This window comes from Microbacterium sp. STRO-2N (genome assembly GCF_057747775.1).
This window is the reverse complement of record NZ_CM173223.1, coordinates 4115700-4136369: the sequence shown is the minus strand read 5'-3', so window position 1 is coordinate 4136369 and position 20670 is coordinate 4115700. Positions and strand designations below refer to the sequence as shown.

General features: G+C 71.7%; 17 protein-coding genes, 1 tRNA gene and 1 pseudogene. 15 read left to right on the top strand and 4 right to left on the bottom strand.

Translation table 11 applies throughout. The features are described from left to right. The first annotated feature begins 44 nt into the window (after positions 1-44). On the top strand, positions 45-977 hold the full coding sequence (locus AC3ANN_RS19005) for an FKBP-type peptidyl-prolyl cis-trans isomerase (protein ID WP_488338929.1): 933 nt from the start codon (positions 45-47) through the stop codon (positions 975-977). Between the two features lie 9 nt (positions 978-986). Here the strand turns inward: AC3ANN_RS19005 and AC3ANN_RS19000 are convergent, their stop codons facing one another. After that, entirely contained in the window at positions 987-1547 is a 561-nt protein-coding gene (locus AC3ANN_RS19000; protein ID WP_488338928.1) for a hypothetical protein, read from the bottom strand. Between the two features lie 279 nt (positions 1548-1826). On the opposite strand from AC3ANN_RS19000, the gene AC3ANN_RS18995 reads away from it, so the two are divergent. The 12 genes from AC3ANN_RS18995 to AC3ANN_RS18940 all read left to right on the top strand — a co-directional run bounded on the left by AC3ANN_RS18995 (position 1827) and on the right by AC3ANN_RS18940 (position 13942). Continuing rightward, complete coding sequence (locus AC3ANN_RS18995) at positions 1827-3611, top strand: nitrite/sulfite reductase (RefSeq protein WP_488338927.1); 1785 nt, start codon at positions 1827-1829, stop codon at positions 3609-3611. Further along, positions 3608-4351, top strand: coding sequence for a phosphoadenylyl-sulfate reductase (locus AC3ANN_RS18990; RefSeq protein ID WP_488338926.1), 744 nt, complete (start codon positions 3608-3610; stop codon positions 4349-4351). Before AC3ANN_RS18995 ends, AC3ANN_RS18990 begins: the two co-directional genes overlap by 4 nt. Further along, positions 4348-5277 (top strand): sulfate adenylyltransferase subunit CysD, encoded by a 930-nt coding sequence (gene cysD / locus AC3ANN_RS18985; protein WP_488338925.1) that lies wholly within the window; start codon positions 4348-4350, stop codon positions 5275-5277. The genes AC3ANN_RS18990 and cysD overlap by 4 nt, the downstream gene beginning before the upstream one ends. After that, a complete protein-coding gene (locus AC3ANN_RS18980; protein WP_488338924.1) occupies positions 5277-6590 on the top strand; it encodes a sulfate adenylyltransferase subunit 1 in 1314 nt (437 codons plus the stop codon). Before cysD ends, AC3ANN_RS18980 begins: the two co-directional genes overlap by 1 nt. Before the next feature lie 52 nt (positions 6591-6642). Then, a complete protein-coding gene (locus AC3ANN_RS18975; protein ID WP_488338923.1) occupies positions 6643-7707 on the top strand; it encodes an ABC transporter substrate-binding protein in 1065 nt (354 codons plus the stop codon). 1 nt (position 7708) lies between these two features. Continuing rightward, positions 7709-8566 carry an ABC transporter ATP-binding protein gene (locus AC3ANN_RS18970; RefSeq protein WP_488338922.1) on the top strand — a complete coding sequence of 286 codons (858 nt, stop codon included), beginning with the start codon at positions 7709-7711 and terminating at the stop codon, positions 8564-8566. Next, a complete protein-coding gene (locus tag AC3ANN_RS18965) occupies positions 8556-9476 on the top strand; it encodes an ABC transporter permease (RefSeq protein ID WP_488338921.1) in 921 nt (306 codons plus the stop codon). Before AC3ANN_RS18970 ends, AC3ANN_RS18965 begins: the two co-directional genes overlap by 11 nt. Beyond that, positions 9473-10285 (top strand): uroporphyrinogen-III C-methyltransferase, encoded by an 813-nt coding sequence (cobA, locus tag AC3ANN_RS18960; RefSeq protein ID WP_488338920.1) that lies wholly within the window; start codon positions 9473-9475, stop codon positions 10283-10285. Before AC3ANN_RS18965 ends, cobA begins: the two co-directional genes overlap by 4 nt. Next, positions 10282-11679, top strand: a complete 1398-nt coding sequence (locus AC3ANN_RS18955) for an FAD-dependent oxidoreductase (protein ID WP_488338919.1) — start codon at positions 10282-10284, stop codon at positions 11677-11679. The genes cobA and AC3ANN_RS18955 overlap by 4 nt, the downstream gene beginning before the upstream one ends. After that, positions 11676-12005, top strand: coding sequence for a ferredoxin (gene fdxA, locus AC3ANN_RS18950; protein WP_488338918.1), 330 nt, complete (start codon positions 11676-11678; stop codon positions 12003-12005). Before AC3ANN_RS18955 ends, fdxA begins: the two co-directional genes overlap by 4 nt. Further along, positions 11998-12978 carry an NAD(P)/FAD-dependent oxidoreductase gene (locus AC3ANN_RS18945; protein WP_488338917.1) on the top strand — a complete coding sequence of 327 codons (981 nt, stop codon included), beginning with the start codon at positions 11998-12000 and terminating at the stop codon, positions 12976-12978. The genes fdxA and AC3ANN_RS18945 overlap by 8 nt, the downstream gene beginning before the upstream one ends. 79 nt (positions 12979-13057) lie before the next feature. Then, a complete protein-coding gene (locus AC3ANN_RS18940) occupies positions 13058-13942 on the top strand; it encodes a hypothetical protein (RefSeq protein ID WP_488338916.1) in 885 nt (294 codons plus the stop codon). Between the two features lie 64 nt (positions 13943-14006). On the opposite strand, the gene AC3ANN_RS18935 is transcribed toward AC3ANN_RS18940, so the two are convergent. From AC3ANN_RS18935 to dcd, 3 genes are all read right to left on the bottom strand, one after another. Beyond that, positions 14007-17957, bottom strand: a complete 3951-nt coding sequence (locus tag AC3ANN_RS18935; protein ID WP_488338915.1) for a metallophosphoesterase — start codon at positions 17955-17957, stop codon at positions 14007-14009. A 277-nt stretch (positions 17958-18234) separates the two neighbouring features. Next, complete coding sequence (locus tag AC3ANN_RS18930; protein ID WP_488338914.1) at positions 18235-19059, bottom strand: protein kinase family protein; 825 nt, start codon at positions 19057-19059, stop codon at positions 18235-18237. Between the two features lie 8 nt (positions 19060-19067). Next, on the bottom strand, positions 19068-19673 hold the full coding sequence (gene dcd, locus AC3ANN_RS18925) for a dCTP deaminase (protein WP_488338913.1): 606 nt from the start codon (positions 19671-19673) through the stop codon (positions 19068-19070). 80 nt (positions 19674-19753) lie between these two features. Here dcd and AC3ANN_RS18920 point away from each other — a divergent pair. Both AC3ANN_RS18920 and AC3ANN_RS18915 read left to right on the top strand, forming a co-directional pair. Continuing rightward, positions 19754-19824 (top strand) — tRNA-Gly (locus AC3ANN_RS18920). A gap of 400 nt (positions 19825-20224) precedes the next feature. After that, a pseudogene (locus tag AC3ANN_RS18915) lies at positions 20225-20386 on the top strand (DapH/DapD/GlmU-related protein); the annotation flags it as partial. Positions 20387-20670: the final 284 nt, after the last annotated feature.

Sequence of the window (20670 nt, the reverse complement as noted above, 5' to 3'; positions counted from 1 at the left end):
CCGTCCTCGCCCTCCCACCCCATGACCCCGCCCGGAGGTCCCGCGTGCGTTCCCGAGCCCTCGCCAGCCTTGCAGTCGCCGTCGTCACGGCGGCGCTCCTCGCCGGCTGCACCGCGACGACCGACGGTCCGAGCGAGGCCGAGACGGCGCTCCCGGTCGACCTGTGCGCGATGGCCGCACCCTCCGGCACGGTGTCGGACGGCATCGTGGTCGCGGGCGAGGTGGGGACTCCGGCATCCGTCACCTTCGCGGGTCCGCTCGCCATCGCAGCCACCGAGCGCACCGTCGTCGTCGAGGGCGACGGGGAACCGGTCGACGGCGCGAGCCTCGTCGACTACGCGGCGACGGTGTTCGACGCCGGCACCGGCGCGCTCGTACGCGCGCAGGGGTACGACGGCGAAGCGGGACTGCCGATCCCCGCGGCCGCCATCGCCCCCTTCCTGGGCTGTGCCACGGTCGGCTCGCGCCTGGTCGTCGCCGTGCCCGCGACCGACCAGGAAGCCGCGAGCGTGTGGGTGCTCGACGTGCTGGGAGCGAGCGCCGCGCGGGCTTCGGGAGCCGAACAGGATCCCGTCGACGGGATGCCGGCGGTCGATCTCTCCGAGAACGGGGCTCCGACCGTGACGATTCCCGACGCGGAGCCACCCACCGAGACCGAGGTCGCGGTGCTGAAGAAGGGCGACGGCGACGTCATCGAGGCCGGCGACACCGTCATGCTGCATCACACGGGAGTGCGCTGGTCGGACGGATCGGTCTTCGACTCGAGCTGGGCCGCCGGAGCACCGGTGACGCTCGTGACGACGGACGCGGTGCCCGGCTATCAGCAGGCGCTCGAGGGCCAGACCATCGGCTCGCAGGTGCTCGTCGTCATCCCGCCGCGGTTCGCGTACGGCGAAGGCGAGATCAACGACGAGGACCTCACCGGCGAGACGGTCGTCTTCGTCGCCGACCTCCTCGACGTCCAGCCCGCCGCCTAGCGCGGAGGCTCAGGCGATGCCGGCGCCCTGCTCGGTGCGCCGCAGGAAACGTCCGGAGGGACCGCTGCGGTCGGGCACCTCGGCGACGTGCGCCGTGGGCAGCGCCGCCAGCGCGCCCGCGGCAGCCGAGGCGCGCGCGGAGGTCGAGTCGTACCATCGCGCGCACGTCATGACAGGCGTGCCGTGGAACGTCACGACCCACCCGCGGGCACCGTTGCGCGGACCCGAGACGAACGCCACCGCGAGCGCGTCCGGCTCGGCCTGCACCTGCTGCACATGGGAGCGGGCGTGGTCGAAGCCGCGATAGAGCAGGTAGCTGCGCCCCACCTCGCGGTTGTTCGACGCCAGCAGTCGCCAGAACCCGGGCTCGGCGACGTCGGCCGGGCGTCCGCGGCGGGGCGTGTCCTCGCGGCCGAGCGCCTGCAGCTCGTCGGCGACGGATGCGCCCACCAGTGGCGAACGGAACCGCACCCAAGAGCGCAGCATCGGGTCCTCCATCGACCGGAACACGGTGAAGGTGATGCGTGGGCCCCCATACCCCGGACCCTCGATCGCGACGACGTCCGTCATCACGCTTCTCTTTCCGCGCCGCACGGCGCAATCCCCATGGCGGCGACCCCGCCGCCACGTCAGACCTTCGGGCGCTCGGATGAACGCGCGGAGCGTCGCACACGTTCTAGCGCTGTCCGACGGATGACCGAACGGTGTCGTGCTCGCCACCGTCCTGAGCCACACCCCGCGCCGGAGCCGCGTCCCGCGCACCGCGCAACTGTGTGACGCACGATTACGCCGGTTAACGCCGCTTGACACGCGGGTAGGCCGACGGCGCCCACGCTTCTAGCCTCACGGATGGGCTCGACCGAGTCCGCCCGGGCGACGCCCGGCTTTCCCGGAGGCACCGTGACCATCAGCGACACCGAAGCGCTCAGCACGCCTGAGCGGCCGCGCGCTGCCGTTCGCCCGCCCCGGCCGTCATCCAAGCCCAACGGCCAGTGGAAGATCGACGGCACCACGCCTCTCAACGGCAACGAGGAGTGGAAGCAGGTCGACGACGGCCTCAGCGTGCGCGAGCGCATCGAGAACACGTACTCGAAGGGCGGGTTCGCGTCGATCGACCCGACGGATCTGCACGGGCGTTTCCGCGTGTGGGGCCTGTACACGCAGCGCAAGCCCGGCATCGACGGCGGCCGCACCGCGACTCTTACCCCGGAAGAGCTCGAGGACGAGTACTTCATGCTGCGCGTCCGCATCGACGGCGGCCAGCTGACCACCGCGCAGCTGCGCGTGATCGCGGGGATCTCGACCGAGTTCGGCCGCGGCACCGCCGACATCACCGACCGCCAGAACATCCAGCTGCACTGGATCCGGGTCGAGGACGTCCCCGAGATCTGGCGCCGGCTCGAGGCCGTGGGACTGCAGACCACCGAGGCGTGCGGCGACGTGCCGCGCGTCATCCTGGGCTCCCCCGTCGCGGGCATCGCCGCCGACGAGCTCCTCGACCCGACGCCTCAGATCGACGAGATCACCGAGCGCTTCATCGGCGACCCCTCGCTCGCGAACCTGCCGCGCAAGTTCAAGTCGGCCATCACGGGGCATCCGAGCCAGGACGTCGTGCACGAGATCAACGACGTCGCGTTCGTCGCGGTCGAACACCCCGAACTCGGCATCGGGTACGACCTGTGGGTGGGCGGCGCGCTGTCGACGACCCCGCGTCTCGGCGAGCGCCTGGGAGTCTTCGTCCGGCCGGATCAGGTGGCGGATGCCTGGCACGGCGTCACGCAGATCTTCCGCGACTACGGCTACCGGAGGCTGCGCAACAAGGCGCGGCTGAAGTTCCTCCTCGCCGAGTGGGGCACCGAGAAGTTCCGCCAGGTGCTGCAGGACGAGTACCTCGGGTACGCGCTGCCCGACGGGCCGGCGCCCGCCAAGCCCAAGACGCACGGCGACCACGTCGGCGTCCACCGCCAGAAGGACGGCCGCTTCTACATCGGCGTCACCCCGATCGTCGGGCGGGTGTCCGGCCCCACGCTCTCGAAGCTCGCCGACGTCATCGAGGCGCACGGCTCGACGCGTCTGCGCACGACGCCGCACCAGAAGCTCGTGATCCTCGACGTGCCCGAGGACGACGTCGAGCCGCTCATCGCCGACCTCGACGCGCTCGGCCTCCAGGCTCGGCCGAGCCTGCTGCGCCGCGGCACGATCGCGTGCACCGGCATCGAGTTCTGCAAGCTCGCGATCGTCGAGACCAAGGTGAACGCGACGGCGGCCGTGCTGGACCTCGAGGAGCGCCTGAAGGGCTTCGACCTGCCGCACCCGATCTCGCTGCACGTCAACGGATGCCCCAACTCGTGCGCGCGCATCCAGACCGCCGACATCGGGCTCAAGGGCCAGCTCGTCATGATCGACGGCGAGCAGGTGCCGGGCTACCAGGTGCACCTCGGCGGCGGCCTCGCGTCGCAGGACCGCGACGAGCCGGGTCTCGGCCGCACCGTCCGCGGCCTGAAGGTCGCCGCAGACGGCATCGCCGACTACGTCGACCGCGTGGTGCGGCGGTTCCTCGCCGAGCGCGACGTCGCAGCCGACGAGACCTTCGCCCAATGGGCCCACCGCGCCGACGAGGAGAGTCTCCAGTGACCGTGTCGCTCGCGCCGCGTATCGCCGCCAAGCGCTCGCGCGAAGAGCTCAAGACGCTCGCCGAACAGGGCGAGCGAGAGCTGCGCAGCCTCTCCGCGGACGAGGCATCCCCCGCCGACGTGGTCGCGTGGGTCGCGCGGAACTTCTCGACGGATGCCGCGGCCGTCGCGTGCTCGATGGCCGACGCCGCGCTGCCCCACCTCGTCGCCGAGCAGCTGCCGGGCGTCGACGTGCTGTTCCTCGACACCGGGTACCACTTCGCCGAGACCCGCTTCACGCGCGACGAGGTCGGCCGCGTGCTCGACGTGCGGATCGTCGACGTGCTGCCCGAGCAGACCGTCGCCGAGCAGGACGCCGAGTTCGGCGCGAAGCTCTTCGAGCGCGACCCCGGGCTGTGCTGCGCACGCCGCAAGGTCGCACCGCTCAAGGACGCGCTGGCCGGATACGAGGTGTGGTTCACCGGCGTCCGCCGCGAGGAGGCGCCGACCCGCGCGAACACCCCGCTGGTGACATGGGACGAGCGCAACGGCCTGGTGAAGGTCAACCCGGTCGCCGCGTGGACGTTCGACGACCTCCTCGACTACGCGGGCGCCCACCAGGTGCCCGTCAACCTCCTCGTCTCGAACGGCTACCCCTCCATCGGCTGCGAGCCGTGCACGAAGCCGGTCGCCCCCGGTGAAGACCCACGGTCCGGCCGCTGGGCCGGCCTCTCGAAGACGGAATGCGGACTCCACGTATGACCGAGACACTCACCGCACCCGCCGAGGCCGAGACGCGGCTGTCGACGCTCGACCTGCTCGAGGCCGAGGCGATCCACGTGATCCGAGAGGTCGTCGCCGAGTTCGAGCGGCCGGTGCTGCTGTTCTCGGGCGGCAAGGACTCCGTCGTCGTGCTGCACCTCGCGACCAAGGCGTTCGCGCCCGGCAGGGTGCCGTTCCCGGTGCTGCACGTCGACACCGGCCACAACTTCCCCGAGGTGCTCGCGTTCCGCGACGAGACCGTCGAGCGTCTCGGCATCCGTCTCGAAGTCGCCCGCGTGCAGGACTACATCGACGACGGCCGCCTGCACGAGCGTGCGGACGGCACGCGCAACCCGCTGCAGACCGTGCCGCTGCTCGACGCGATCGCGGCGGGCCGGCACGACGCCGTGTTCGGCGGAGCGCGACGCGACGAGGACAAGGCCCGCGCCAAGGAGCGCATCATCTCGCTGCGCGATGAGTTCGGGCAGTGGGATCCGCGCAACCAGCGGCCCGAGCTGTGGAGCCTGTACAACGGCCGCCACACGCCCGGGCAGCACGTGCGCGCGTTCCCGATCTCGAACTGGACCGAGCTCGACGTATGGCGCTACATCGAGCGGGAAGGCATCGCGCTGCCGCCCCTGTACTTCGCGCACGAGCGCGAGGTGTACCGCCGAGACGGCATGTGGCGCCCGGTCGGACCGTTCTCGCCGCCGCGCGACGACGAGCCCGTCGAGGTGCGCACGGTGCGGTACCGCACGGTGGGCGACATGAGCTGCACCGGCGCGGTCGACTCGGCCGCGGCATCCGTCGCTGACATCGTCGCCGAGGTCGCCCTGTCGACCCTCACCGAACGCGGTGCGACGCGCGCCGACGACCGGCTGTCGGAGGCTGCGATGGAAGACCGCAAGAAGGACGGGTACTTCTGATGTCCGCGACCCTCACCCACGTCGGCACGCTGTTCCGGTTCGCCACCGCGGGCTCGGTGGACGACGGCAAGTCGACGCTCGTCGGGCGCCTGCTGCACGACTCCAAGGCGATCCTCGCCGACCAGCTCGAGCAGGTCGCGCGCACCTCGGCCGACCGCGGCTTCGCGCACGGCGAGTTCGACTTCGCGCTGCTGACCGACGGCCTGCGCGCCGAGCGCGAGCAGGGCATCACGATCGACGTCGCCTACCGCTACTTCTCGACCGGCTCCCGGTCGTTCATCCTCGCCGACTGCCCAGGACACGTGCAGTACACGCGCAACATGGTCACGGGCGCGACGACCGCCGACGCCGTGGTCGTGCTCGTCGACGCGCGCAAGGGCGTCGTCGAGCAGACGCGGCGTCACCTCGCCGTCGTCGCCCTGCTCCGCGTGCCGCACGTGATCCTCGCCGTCAACAAGATCGACCTGGTCGGCTTCTCGGCGGATGCCTTCGCGGGCGTCGCACGGGACGCCGCGGTGGTCGCGGCCGAGCTCGGCATCGAGGACCTGCACGTGCTGCCGGTCTCGGCCCTCGAGGGTGACAACATCGTCGACCGCTCCGAGCGGACGCCGTGGTACGACGGTCCGGCGCTGCTCGAGCTGCTCGAGACGCTCCCCGGCGCCGACGAGCGGGACGCCGGGGTCGAGCCGCTGCGCCTGCCGGTGCAGCTCGTGCTCCGCCCGCAGGGCGGCCTCGCGCCCGAGATCGCCGCCGACCCGTCCGAAGCCGAGCGCCTGCGGGACTACCGCGCCGTGGCCGGCCGGATCTCGAGCGGCGCCGTGCGCGTGGGCGACCGGGTCGAGATCTTCCCCTCGGGCATCGCGACCACGGTCACCGGCATCCGCTCGGCCGGTGTCGAGGTCGACGAGGCTGCGGCTCCGCAGTCGGTCTCGCTCGAGCTCGCCGACGACGTGGACACCGCGCGCGGCGCGCTCGTGGCCGCCGCCGGCACCCTTCCGCCGGCACGACGCGAGTTCGACGCCGAGCTGTTCCAGCTCGACGCTCGCACGCTGACCCCCGGCATCCGCGTCCTCGTCAAGCACGGCACCGCGACGGTGCAGGCCATCGTCGCCCAGATCGAGTCGCGCTACGACCTCGACGAGCTGACGCACCTGCCCGCGCAGACGCTCGCGACCAACGACATCGGCCGCGTGCGGCTGCGCCTGGCGGCCGACCTGCCGCTCGAGCCGTACGGCACGAGCCGCCACGGGGGTTCGTTCCTCGTGATCCATCCGTCCGACGGCGCGACGCTCGCCGCCGGCATCGTGCGCTGAGTCCGGCGCACTGCACCACCCACCAGCACCACTCACCTAAGGAGGCGACACCGTGAACAACATCCGCACCGCGACGACGATCACAACCCTGGGACTCGTCGCCGCCATGATGTCGGGGTGCGCCGCCGCCTCGGCTGATCCAGGTCAGACCGGCGAGCCGGTGAGTGAGCTGCGACTCGGTTACTTCGCCAACGTCACGCACGCCCCGGCCCTGGTCGGGCTCGAGGAGGGTCTCTTCGAGGACGCCCTCGGTGACGTCGATGTCACGACCCAGGTGTTCAACGCCGGTCCCGCCGCGATCGAGGCGCTCTCGGCGGGCGCGATCGACGCGACCTACATCGGCCCGAACCCGTCCATCAACACGTTCATCCAGTCCGGCGGCGAGTCCGCGCGCATCGTCGCGGGTGCCGCGACCGGCGGCGCCGCACTCGTCGTGCGCGAGGGCATCGACGACGCCGCCGACCTCGAGGGCACCACACTCGCGACGCCGCAGCTCGGCAACACGCAGGACGTGGCGCTGCGCACGTGGCTCGCCGACGAGGGCTACGAGACCGACACCTCGGGCGGCGGCGACGTGCAGATCACGCCGACCGAGAACGCCCAGACGCTGACCCTGTTCCAGGAGGGCGAGCTCGACGGCGCGTGGCTTCCGGAGCCGTGGGTGTCGCGGCTCATCGTCGACGCCGGCGCGCACGTGCTGGTCGACGAGGCCGACCTGTGGGAGGACGGCGAGTTCCCGACCACCGTGCTGCTGGTGCGCAAGGAGTTCCTCGACCAGCACCCCGAGGTCGTCGCCGACCTACTCGAGGGTCACGCCGCTGCCGTGCAGTGGATCGCCGACAACCCGGCCGACGCCCCCGCCGTGATCAACGGCGCGATCGAGGCCGAGACCGGCAAGCCCCTGGCCGACGAGGTCATCACGCGGGCGCTCGACCACGTCACGTTCTCGGTCGACCCGCACGCCGACACGTTCGAGGCGCTCGTCGAGGACGGCGTCGCGGCGGGCACGCAGAAAGAAGGCTCGATCGAGGGCCTGTTCGACCTGCGTCTGCTGAACGAGCTGCTCGAGTCCGACGGCGCCGACACCGTGTCGGCGGCAGGACTCGGTGAGGACTGACATGAGCTCCGCTCCCGCTCCCGCGTCCGGTGCCGCCCAGGCGACGCCGGGCGCGGGGGCGTCCACTCCGCTCGGCCCGAGCTTCGACGGCTTCGCGCCGGTGCGCGCGCCCGCGCCCGCTCCCCCGCCGGCGGTGCGCATCGAGAGCGTGTCGAAGCGGTTCGGCACCGGGCCCGTCGTGCTCGACGACGTCACGCTCGACATCGCGCCCGGCGAGTTCGTGTGCCTCCTCGGCGCGTCGGGCTGCGGCAAGTCGACGCTCCTGAACCTCATCGCGGGCCTCGACCGGCCCACGTCGGGGCGCATCGAGACGCCGGCCGCCGGGTCGGCCGTGATGTTCCAGGAGTCCGCGCTCATGCCCTGGCTCACGGCGCGCCGCAACGTCGAGCTGGCGCTGCGTCTGCGCGGCCTTCCCCGCGGCGAGCGCCGCGACAAGGCGCTCGCCCTGCTCGACGCGGTGAACCTGACGGATGCCGCCGAGAAGCGTCCGCACGAGCTCTCGGGCGGCATGCGCCAACGTGTCGCTCTCGCGCGCGCCCTCGCCCAGGACCGCCCGGTGCTGCTGATGGACGAGCCCTTCGCCGCGCTCGACGCCATCACGCGCGACCTGCTCCACGAGGAGCTCGAGCGCGTGTGGCGGGCCACCGGTCGCACCATCGTGTTCGTCACGCACAACGTGCGCGAGGCCGCCCGCCTCGGCCAGCGCGTCGTGCTCATGGGAAGCCGCCCGGGCCGCATCGTCCAGGAGTGGACCATCGCGAAGACCACGGGGCGCCGCATCGAGTCGCCCGAGGTCGCCGCGCTCTCGGTCGAGATCACCGACCAGCTGCGGAAGGAGATCCGCCGCAATGCCGCCTGAGAGCCTGACCGCTGCGAAGACGGATGCCGCGGCATCCGCACACGCCGACGACCTGCGCTCGCTCGAAGCCGGACTCGACAGCCTCCAGACCACGACGGATCGCGAGGCGGGTCGCTGGCGCCGCTTCGCGGCGAGCGTCGTACCCCCCATCGTCTTCGTCTTGCTGCTGATCGTCGCCTGGCAGCTGTATGTCGTCATCGCGCAGCCGCGGCCCGACAAGGTGCCGAGCCCTCTCGACGTGTGGAATGCCCTGGGCCTGGCGTGGGACACCGGGCGCCTGCAGGAGGCCGTGACCACGAGCCTCGAGCGGGGCGTCGTCGGCTTCCTGATCGCCATCGTCGTCGGCACGCCGATCGGGCTCCTGCTGGCCGAGGTCCGCCCCATCCGCCGCGCCGTCGGCCCGATCATCTCGGGTCTGCAGGTGCTGCCCTCGGTCGCGTGGGTGCCCGCCGCGATCATCTGGTTCGGCCTGTCGGACGCCACCGTGTACTTCGTGATCCTCATGGGTGCGATCCCCTCGATCGTCAACGGGCTCATCGCCGGCATCGACCAGGTGCCGCCGCAGCTGCGACGCGTCGGCACGGTGCTCGGCGCGACACGCTGGCAGCTCGCGACCTCGGTGATCCTGCCGGCCGCGCTGCCCGGCTATCTCGCCGGTCTGAAGCAGGGCTGGGCGTTCTCGTGGCGCTCGCTCATGGCGGCCGAGATCATCGCGACCGGCGGCTCGATCGGCTTCGGCCTCGGCTCGATGCTCGATCAGTCACGGGAGCTCGCCGACATGGCGGGCGTCCTGGCGACGATCATCCTGATCCTGGCGATCGGCATCCTGATCGAGCTCGTCTTCTTCGGCCCGCTGGAGCGACGGATGCTGAAGCGTCGCGGCCTCCTCGTCACGGGAGGCGCCCGATGACCGCCTCCGCGACGGGGAAGGTATGGCTCGTCGGGGCCGGGCCTGGTGACGCGGGACTCCTCACCGTCAAAGGCCTGCGCGCGCTCGAGGCGGCCGACGTGATCGTCGCCGACCGGCTCGGCGCGCGCGCCGTGCTCGACGGGCTCGCGGCGGACGGCGTCGAGCTGCGCGCCGAGGTCGTCGACGTCGGCAAGCGGCCCGGGCACCACGCCGTGCCGCAGGACGCGATCAACGCGCTCCTCGTCCAGCTCGCACGCGAAGGCAACAGCGTCGTGCGGCTCAAGGGCGGCGACCCCTACGTGTTCGGACGTGGCGGCGAGGAACTCGCGGCATGCCGGGATGCCGGCATCCCGGTGGAGGTCGTGCCCGGCATCACGAGCGCCATCTCGGTGCCCGCGATCGCCGGGATCCCGCTCACGCATCGCGGCGTCGCCACCGCCTTCACGGTCGCGACGGGCCACGACCAGATCCGCGACCTCGGCGGGGGACGCGACCACACCGTCGTGCTGCTCATGGGAGTGGGCACGCTCGCCCACTCCGCGATCACCCTGGCGCGAGGCGAGCGCGGAGCCGACTGCCCGGTGGCCGTCGTCGAGGACGGATACGGCGAGCGCCAGCGTGTCACGGTGGGCACGCTCGCCACGATCGCCCACCAGGCCGCGGCCCGCGGCATCCGTTCACCCGCCGTCGTGGTCGTCGGCGATGTCGTGCGGCTCAGCCCGTACGCGCCCGCCGACTGGGCCGCCCTCGATCTCTCCCAGTACGACCCGCTCGCTTCCGAGCGCTTGCGAAAGGCCCCTGCCCAGTGACCTCGTCGAACCTTGACAACCTCCGCGTCGCGATCGTCGGCGCAGGCCCCGCCGGCATCTACGCGGGCAACATCCTCACCAACGCCGTGGCGGAGGCCGGTGGCTCGGTGGCGATCGACCTCTTCGAGTCCCTGCCCGCGCCGTACGGGCTGATCCGCTACGGCGTCGCGCCCGACCACCCGCGAATCAAGGGCATCGTGAACTCGCTGCACGAGATGCTCGACGCGGGCACGACGCGGTTCATCGGCAACGTCGAGATCGGGCGAGACATCGCCCTCGACGAGCTGCGGGAGCGCTACGACGCCGTCATCCTCGCGACCGGAGCCATCCGCGACGCCGCCCTCGACATCCCCGGCATCGATCTGCCCGGCTCGTACGGCGCCGCGGACTTCGTCGCCTGGTACGACGGCCACCCCGACGTGCCCGCCGAGTGGCCGCTCGACCAGCGCGAGGTCGCGGTCATCGGCAACGGCAACGTCGCGCTCGACGTCGCGCGCGTGCTCGCGAAGCACGCCGTCGACCTGCGACCGACCGAGATCCCCGACAACGTCCTCGCGGGGCTCGAGGCGTCGGCGGTCACCGACGTGCACGTGTTCGGTCGACGTGGGCCGGGCGACATCAAGTTCACGCCCATCGAGCTGCGCGAGCTCGGCGAGGTGCCGAACGTCGACATCGTCGTGCACGACGAGGACTTCGCCTATCTGGAGGGCGTGACGCCGGCGAACAATCAGCTGAAGGTGATGCTCCGCATCCTCGAGAGCTGGCGCACGCGCGAGTCCACCGGCGCGAGCCGCCGCCTGCACCTGCACTTCTACCACGCGCCGGTCGAAGTCCTCGGCACCGATGCCGTGGAGGGTGTGCGCTTCGAGCGCACCGAGCCCGTCGGCGACGGCACGGTCCGCGGCACGGGCGAGTTCCGCGAGATCGCGGTGCGGCAGGTCTACCGCGCGGTCGGCTACTACGGCACGCCCGTCGTGGGCGCGCCGTTCGACGCGAAGGCCGGCGTCGTCTCGAACGTCGAGGGGCGGGTGCGGGAGGCCTCGACCACGGGCGACCTCGACGCGCCGGTGATCGCCGGGCTCTACGCCACGGGCTGGATCAAGCGCGGACCGGTCGGTCTCATCGGCCACACCAAGTCCGACGCGATGGAGACCATCGCGCACCTCGTGGCCGACGTCGAGGCCGGAGCGCTTGCGGCGCCCCTCGTCGACGGCGACGTGCTCGAGCTGCTCGACGAGCGCGAGGTCGCCTACACGACGTGGGACGGCTGGCTCGCGCTCGATGCGCACGAGCGCGAGCTCGGGGCGACCCATGTGCACACGCGCGAGCGTGTCAAGGTCGTGCCGCGCGACGAGCAGGTCGGGATCGCACGTTCAGGAGCGCTCGTCCGGTGACGTACGTGATCGCCCTGCCGTGCGTCGATGTGAAGGACCGCGCCTGCATCGACGAGTGCCCGGTGGACTGCATCTACGAGGGCGAGCGGTCGCTGTACATCCACCCGGACGAGTGCGTCGACTGCGGCGCGTGCGAGCCGGTGTGCCCCGTCGAGGCGATCTACTACGAAGACGACCTTCCCGACGAGTGGCAGGACTACTACAAGGCGAACGTCGAGTTCTTCGACGACATCGGCTCTCCCGGCGGCGCCGCGAAGACCGGCGTGATCGCGAAGGACCACCCGGTTATCGCGGCGCTCCCGCCCCAGGGAGGCGAGCATGGCTGATCCGGCATACATCGAGACCTCGGCCGAGGCTGCGCCGACCGCGGTCGACGTCGTGATCGTCGGCGGCGGGCCCGCTGGGCTTTCTGCGGCGCTCAATCTCGGCCGCGCCAGGGAATCGATCGTCGTCGTCGACGCGGGGCGGCCGCGCAACGCCGCGACGCTTCGTTCGCACGGCTTCCTCACGCGAGATGGGATCCCGCCGCTCGAGCTGCGCAAGCTCGCACGGGCCGAGCTCACCGCCTACCCGAACGTCCGCGTGTTCGATCGCACCGCCGTGACGGGTCTCCTCGGTGCGGATTCCGTCGGCGGCATGCGCTTCGTCGTGGCACTCCAGGGCCGCGGTGCGGGCATCCCTCCCGCCGTCGCGGCGAGGTCGGTGCTCATCGCGACCGGGCTGCGCGAGACGCTGCCCGACATCCCGAGCCTGCGAGCCTACTACGGCATGACGATCTTCAGCTGCGCCGCGTGCGACGCGTGGGAGCTGCAGGACCGGCCGCTCGCCCTCATCGGCGAGACGCCCGACCTCGCCGCCCGCGCACGCCTGATCGCGCGCTGGACCGACCGGCTCACGGTGTTCACCAACGGGTCCGACGCGGTCGACACCGTCGAGGAGGCGGAACTCGCGGCATCCGGAATCGTGGTCGAGCGCCGCGTCATCGACGACCTCGAGGGCGAGCGCGGCGCGGTGTCGGCCGTGCGGCTCGCGGACGGCGAGCGCATCGCGATCGACGGCGGGTTCGTGCGGCCGCAGTGGCATCCCGCTCTCGACTTCATCGGCGGGCTCGACCTCGAGCGCGACCGGTACGGCAACCTCGTGACCGATCGCTCCGGACGCACGTCGGTGCCCGGCGTCTACGCCGCAGGGGATGCCGCGTCCCCCGGTCCGCAGCAGCTCATCGTCGCGGCGGGGCAGGGCGCTCGTGCGGCCGCCGTCATCGTCCACGACTCCGTCGGCGTCCGCACCGCGCACTGATCCGCGGGTCCGGCGATTTCGGCGCACGCGACGACCCTCTCCCGGCCCGGCGGGCACCGCATGAGGCAGGATGGCCTCGATGTCTGCGATCGCCGATGACCCGGGCGCCGAGCTGCGCGCACTGCGCGAGCGCGCGTACGGGCCGGATGCCGACATCCACGACGACCCCGCGGCCATGCAGCGCCTGCGCGAACTCGAGGACGGCGAGCGCGTGCGACCCGCAGCCGCCGCCGCGCCCGACATCGATGCGAGGCGCGGGCGGTTCGACGACGCGGCGGGCGCGCCCCGACGAGTCGACCGCCCCGCGATCCCGGACGACGTCGGTCACGCCGCTTCCGCGCAGACGGGCGACCGGTCACTGGACGCGGGGGACACGGCATCCGATCCCGAAGCGGTGGCCGCGAATGCCGAGCCCGACTCCCCGGACGCCTCGAGCGCTGCGGGCTCGGACGCGGGTGAAGGCGTCGCGATCCCCGTCCAGGCAGCGGCTCCGCCCTGGTGGCGCCGACGGATGCCGCTGCTCTGGGCCGGTTCGGTCGTCGTGGCAGCCCTGCTCGGCGCCGGCGCCGCCCTGTCGATGCAGACGATCTGGGCGGGCCAGGTCGCTGTGCTCACGGAGGACGCCGACCGCACGTGGCCCGAAGGCTTCTTCGATCCGCCTCCCGAGGGGGGCGCGATGTTCGAGGACTTCCTCGGGCTGACGCCGGTCCGCGTCCCGCAGCAGATGGGACCCGACAGCACACTGAGCAACTGCCTGTACGTGCTTCTCGCCCCCTCGAACGGGATGATGGGCGCCGGGTGCAGTGCGGGCACGTTCCCCGCGACGGCGGCGATCCTCGTCACCGAGCAGTCACCGGCCGAGGTGCTCGAACGTTTCGAACCGGGCACCGCCCTGCAGTTCGTGCTCGACGGCTCGCAGGTGCGGGTCTACGCCGCCGCCCCGGCCCCGGGCGCGACGCCCTGAACGACCGAGCGCCGCCCCGGCCCCGTACGGGACCGGAACGGCGCTCCGGGTCAGCCGGTCGCGGTCACTGCCCCGACGGCGTCTCCGTCGGCTCGGGCGCGCTCGGCGTGCTCGGCGTTTCGCCGGCCGGCGGCGTCGGCTGGGGCGCGCTCCGCGTGGGCGTCGGCGTCGGCGTGGGCGTCGGCGTCGCGTACGGCTCGAGCTCGGGCGTGACCGTGCCCGGCTTGGCGCCGCTGGTCGCGAAGACGCTCGGCAGCGACGCGGTCCGTCCGCCGCCCTCGGAGTGGGCGATGACGAGCCACGCGTACGCGGTGCCGCGCTTGAGCTTCCGCCACTCGACCGAGGCGACGCCGCCCGAGGGCACCGTCGACTCGCCGATGACGGCGACCGGGTTGTACAGCGCCAGCGAGTCCGTGCGGAAGCTCGTCGTGCGCGACGTGAGGTCGACCGGCAGGACCATGTTGTCGGCCTGCGGGTCGTACCGCAGCGCGGGGTCGTACTCCCCGGCCCCGAAGTCGTCGAGGAACGGCGAGTACGTGTCCACGATCATCTCGCCGCGGTCGACGTCGAACTGCAGCAGGCGCAGGTAGCTCGCGCCGAACCGCAGGCGGTCGGTCGGGGCGTACCCGCCGATCTCGGTGAGGCCGAGCTCCTCCGCGGTGACCGTGTACGCCTGGTAGTCCGCGAGCATCTCGACCACGCCGTGAGCGACCTCGCCGACCTCCGGCTTGACGTTCGTGCCGACGCCGTGCACGTGGCCGGCGAGGATGAGGAACACGTTCGGATTCCCCTCGACGACGGTCTTGAACAGCATCGATCCGTCAGGCGCCGCGTATCCCGAGTTGCGGCCGTCGCGCTGGGGGCTCGCCGCGAGATAGTCGTGCGTCAGCACGATGCCGTTGCGCTCTGGGTACCGCTTGAAGATCGAGTCGGCCCAGGCGGCTTCCTCGCGCGTGACACCGTACGAGAGGCCCACCGACACGAAGTCGATGCCGCCCGCCGAGAACAGCGTGTAGTTGTTCTGGTTGTCACCCTCGCGCCACGGACCGCCGTACTCGGCGTTGATCCACTCGTCGTCGGCGGTCGCGTAGCGGTCGGGGCCGAAGTACTGGTTGTACATCGCACCCGGGCCGTTCTCGGTGCCCGACCGGTTGTCGTGGTTGCCCGCGATCACCTGGCTGGGCACACCCGCGTCGTCCAGGATCTTCTGCTGTCGCGACGACACCTCGAACTCGCCGATCACCTGCTGCATCATGGCGTCGGTCGCAGGTGTGCGGATGTTGTTCTCGATGATGTCGCCGGTGTGCGCGACGTACTCGATCTTCCGCTCGTCGGCGTTCTCGGCGATCCACCGCGTGGTGTCGCCGTACGCCTTCTCCCAGATGGCCCGCTCGGCCGCCGTCTCCTGCTCGACGGCACCTTCCGACAGGTACTGCGTGTCGGTGAAGTGCGCGATCGAGAAGTCGTACGACGCCGGGTCGGCGAAGCCCTCCGCGCCGGGATCGAGTTCGTCGGCGAAGGGGTCTTCGCCCGTGATCATGACGTGCACCTGCTGACCGTCGAGGAAGCGGTCGTCGACCATCGCCGTGAGCTGCGTGTTGCCCTCGAGCGCGCCGCGCGAGCTCGCCAGCACGTCCCACGTCGAGGTCTCGAGGTTCCAGGCCCGCAGCGACACCACGCGGGTCGGGTCGATGACGCCCTCCCAGCGCAGCACCGGGTCGCCGACGTGTCCCTTGACCTGGACGTCGAACCGCTGGAAGGCGACCTCTCGGCTCGCCGGCGAATCCAGGGTCGCGCCGTCAGCGGGCGCAAGGGCCTTCGTGCTGCCCACGTTGGTCTCGCCTGCCACGGTCAGCGTCGTCGGCACCTCGGTGGCGGAACCCTGCCAGCCCTGGTTCGGCGTGAGGATCTCCGCCTGCTGGAACTCCGCCGTCACGTCTCCGCCGTCAGGCTCCGAGACCGTGGCCTCGAGCGTCACGGTTCCCGCGACATCCGTGGTCCCTCCCGCCGGAGCGACCACGATCGGGGCGTCGGGGATGCCCGCCGACGTGAACACGATCTCGCGCGTCGCCGTGTTGCCGAGCGCGTCGGCGGCGGTGACGGCGATGGTGTGCTCCCCCGCGCCGAGGCCCGGACCGACCGGTGCGCCGAGCGCGATCGGCTGCCCGTCGAGGGTGAGCTCCGGGGTGCCCATGAGCCCGGTCAGGTCGTCCAGCTGCACGTCGAGCGCGACCGCCGACGAGATCGTCGTGCCCACGGCCGGCGTGCTCGCGGTCACCGCCGGTGCCGAGTTGTCGGTCAGGAGCGTCCGCGTCGCCACCTCGCCGGTGGTGGATGCCGCGGCCAGCACGTGCGAGCCGTCTGCGACGGACGTGGTGTCGAGCTCGGCGCGCAGACCCTGGGCCGTGGCATCCGTCACGAGGAAGTGGAGATCGACCTCGCGGAACAGGTTGATGTTCGAGCCGCACGTGCCGTCGCCGAGCGCGTAGGACGTCTTCGCGCGCTGCGGCGTCGCCGCGCCGGAAGCGGGTTGGAGGGCGACGTCCGAGATGGTGAAGTCGTCGCGGTTGCAGCCGGCCTCCGTCGTGCCCGTGACGAACTCGACGGTGTTCCAGCCGGGCAGCAGCCACTCGTTCGGGATGACGACGTTCGCGCGCTCGCTCACGAAGTCACCGCCCAGCACGTAGCGGATGCCGTTGACGAAGAGCAGGTTCGTGAACGCGGAGTCGATCGAGTTCGAGCCCACGGTGAAGCTCAGCGTCGCCTCGCCCGCGCCGAGCGTCGGCAGCACGGCCACCGACGGCGCGTCCACGGTCCAGTGGGTCTCGGCCTTCGGGAGTGCCGTGCTCGACGAGCCGCAGTTGCCGTCGCCCATCGCGTAGCTCGGCGCGATCGACACCCCGGCGGCCGTGCCCGCGCTGACCGTCAGCGCGAGGTTCGAGATGGCGAAGTCGTCGAGGTTCGCGCCGCAGCTCGAGCTGATGTCGCCCGCCACGACCTCGATGACGTTGTCACCGGCGATCAGGTAGCGGTTCGGCACCGGGACGTCGACGCGCTGGTTGACCCAGTCGCCGAGGATGTCGACCTTGTGGCCGTTGACGAGCAGGTGGTTCTGATAGCGGTTCTCGATCGAGTTCGAGCCGACGTCGAAGCTGAACGTCGACGATCCGGTGCCGAGGTTCTCCGCAGCCACGGGCTCGGCGCCGTCGATCAGGAGCGACGCGACGCCGCCCGCGCCCGTCGCGGACTGCGCGGCCGTGACCGTCTGCGTGCCGCGGACCAGCGTGCCGTCCTCCGGCGTGAGCGTCGGCGCGCCGATGGGGGCGTTGTTGACGGTCACCGAGTGCGTGATGCTGCCGCCCGCAGCCGTGGTCGCGACGATCTGATGCGAGCCGTTCGCGAGCGTCGTCGTGTCGACGTCCGCCGCGAGCCCCTGCGACGCGAGAGGGTCGCCGAGCACGAAGAACGAGAGCTCGGCGTGCACGATGTCGCCGGTCTGCGTGCCGCAGTCCCCGTCGCCGAACGAGAAGGTGAACGGGTTCTCCTCGCCGTCTGCGATCTCGCCGAGCAGTTCGAGCCCGACGTCGCTGATGGCGAAGTCGTCGTAGTTCACGCCGCACGCGGTCTCGGACGTGCCCGCGAAGATCTCGACGATGTTCTCGCCGGTGACGAGCCAGTCGTTGGGCACCGGCAGCGCGACCCGCTCCGACACCCACGTGCGGTCCTGGTCGATGCGGTGGCCGTTGACGACGACGTAGTTGTGATAGCCGACGGATGCCGAGTTGCTGCCGATGTCGAAGGTCAGGTGCGAGATGCCCGGCGTCGGGGCTGCACCGATCGGCTGCCCGTCGATCGTGAGGTCCACGACCGGGTCACCGGCCGTGGTCGCGTCGGACGCGATGGTCACCTCGCCCTCGAGGTACGCGCCGTCGGCGGGCGTCAGGGTCGGCGCGGCGGGCGGAGGCGTGGGCTCCTTGCCGTCGCCGGGGGCAGCGGATGCCGCGGGCGCGGTCATCGCGGACAGCACCAGGGCCCCGGCGACCGCCGCCGCCGCGATCCCGGCCCTTCCCGTCCGGCTCCTGAGTTCGCCGCTGCGTTCGTCGTGGGGGCGCCTGCTGCTCGGCCGCATCTGGGGTCGCGTCCTTCCTCGTCTTCGATGAGGGCGCGCCGAGATTGGGGAGGGCGCGTCCGCGCCTCACTGTGGCCTCGCTGAGTGAACGCTGAGAGAGCAGAGGGCGACGCTCCGGCGTCCGAGCGTGAACGGCTCGTGCGAGCGGTGCGGCGTCCCTCGGTCAGGAGGCGGCGGCCGCCCGCCAAGCCTCCGCGAGCAACGCGATACCGCGCCAGCGATCCGACCGTGAGGGGGACAGCGCCCGTGCCGCGATGCCGAACTGCTCATCCGTGCCGACCCACGCTCCGCGGGATTTCGTCTCGTCATCGCCGAGCAGGGTGTGCGCCAGCGCGCCGAGGGCGAAGACGTTCGTGACGTCATCGATCGGCGCGCCGAGCTGGAACTCCTCGGGCGACATGAAGCGCCGCGACCCCCACATCCGTCCCATCGTGTTCACCATCGGAGCGCGGGCGTAGACGTCCACGTCGCACAACGTGACGTCACCGGTCTCCTGGTCGATCAAGATCGAGCCGTCGTAGAGGTCGACGGCGACCCAGCCGCCGGCCGCGGCGTACGCGTGGAAGTCGTAGATCTGCTGCACCGCCCGTGCCCGCGACGCAGAGTCGAACTTCGCCAGCACCTGAGCTCGCCCGAACTGGCGGCCGAGCGGCACGGCCTCCGTCCAGTCGAACACCATCGCGTGCCCGGCCCCGAGGTCGACACTCTCGCGGAGCCGGACGAGGCGAGGATGCGGCAGCGCCCTGTAGATGTCCGCCGCCGCGCGCGAGCGCTCGATCGCCTCACGCGTCGACCCTTCGTAGCGAAGCGTGGGCGCGCCGGCGTACTTGACGAAGACGCGACCGCCCTCGCCTTCCACGCCGAAGCACAGATTTCCGGAGTCCTGTTCGTCGAAGACGCGGAACACGCGACCCCACCGGGCGAGGAAGGAGAGTTCGTGCGGTGCGCGCAGGCGCACCGGCAGACCATCGACGGACTCGATGTGCATCGACGTCGTCAGGCGCCGCGGCTCCCGGCATCCGTCGCCCCCACGTCGGTGCGGTGGAAGTTCTGGAACGAACGGGATGCCGTGGGCCCGCGCTGACCCTGATACCTGTTGCCGTACGGACCTGAGCCGTACGGGTTCTCGGTGGGAGACGACAGCCGGAAGAAGCAGAGCTGGCCGATCTTCATGCCGGGCCACAGCTTGATCGGGAGCGTCGCGACGTTCGACAGCTCGAGCGTCACGTGGCCCGAGAACCCGGGATCGATGAAGCCCGCCGTGGAGTGCGTGAGCAGGCCCAGGCGGCCGAGCGACGACTTGCCCTCGAGCCGGGCCGCGACGTCGTCGGGCAGCGAGACCTGCTCGAACGTCGAGCCCAGTGCGAACTCGCCGGGGTGCAGGATGAACGGCTCGCCCGGGTCGACCTCGATGAGGCGCGTGAGCTCGGGCTGGTCCTCGGCGGGATCGATGAACGGGTACTTGTGGTTGTCGAACAGCCGGAAGTAGCGATCGAGGCGGACGTCGACGCTCGAGGGCTGCACCATCGCGGGTTCCCACGGGTCGAGGCCGATGCGCCCCGCGTCGATCTCGAGCCGGATGTCGCGGTCACTCAGCAGCACGGGGCCAGCCTATCGGGGCGGTGCTGTTATGCTGGCCGGGCGCCGTAACAGGTGCCTGCGAGCCCGGTTCGCCGGGCTCCGGGGCTGTAGTTCAATGGCAGAACTTCTGCTTCCCAAGCAGACAGCGCGGGTTCGATTCCCGTCAGCCCCTCTCCATGTCACGTTCCGTCGCCGCCCACGAGTTCTCGCCCTGGGACTTCTGGCGCGAGGCAGACGCCGACGCCCGCGAAGCCCAGCTCGCGTGGCAGCGCTCGGTCATCGCCGGCCGGCCCGGTCACGAGCTCGGCGCCGAGTGCTTCGTGTCGGAGCTCGCATCGGTCGACAACGACGTGCTGCGCCTCGGCGACCGCACCTACGTCGCCGCGGGCGCGTACCTGACCGGCGAGCTCGTCGCCGGGGCGGACTGCAGCATCAACCCGTACACCGTGATCCGCGGCACGGTGACGATGGGCGAGGGCGTGCGCATCGGCGCACACACGTCGATCCTCGGGTTCAACCACTCGATGGAGCCCGGTGAGCCGGTCTTCCGCCAGCCCCTCACCTCGGAGGGCATCGTGATCGGCGACGACGTGTGGATCGGCTCGCACGTCGTGATCCTCGACGGCGTCCGCGTCGGATCGCACGCGGTGCTCGCGGCGAGCGCGGTCGTCACCAAAGACGTCCCCGACGGCGCGATCGTCGGCGGCAACCCGGCGAAGTTCATCCGCTGGCGCGTCGCCCCCGAAGACACCGGCGTGGAACCGCGGGCCGCGGCAGACGCCGCCGCGCGCGGCGCCGACGGAGCACCTGGGCAGCCGGAGCCGGCCGGGGGCGTGACGGATGCCGCAGCCTGGCGCCCCGCGGAGGTCGCGGTACAGCGGCTCACGGCCGCCGGAGCGCAGGACACGGCGGACGCCGCAAGAACGCACGGCTCCGTGGGCGCGCAGGGGGCGGCGGAGTCCGAGGCGCAGCGCTCCGGCGCCGGCGCGGCCGCTGACCGGCCGACCACCCCGCCCCC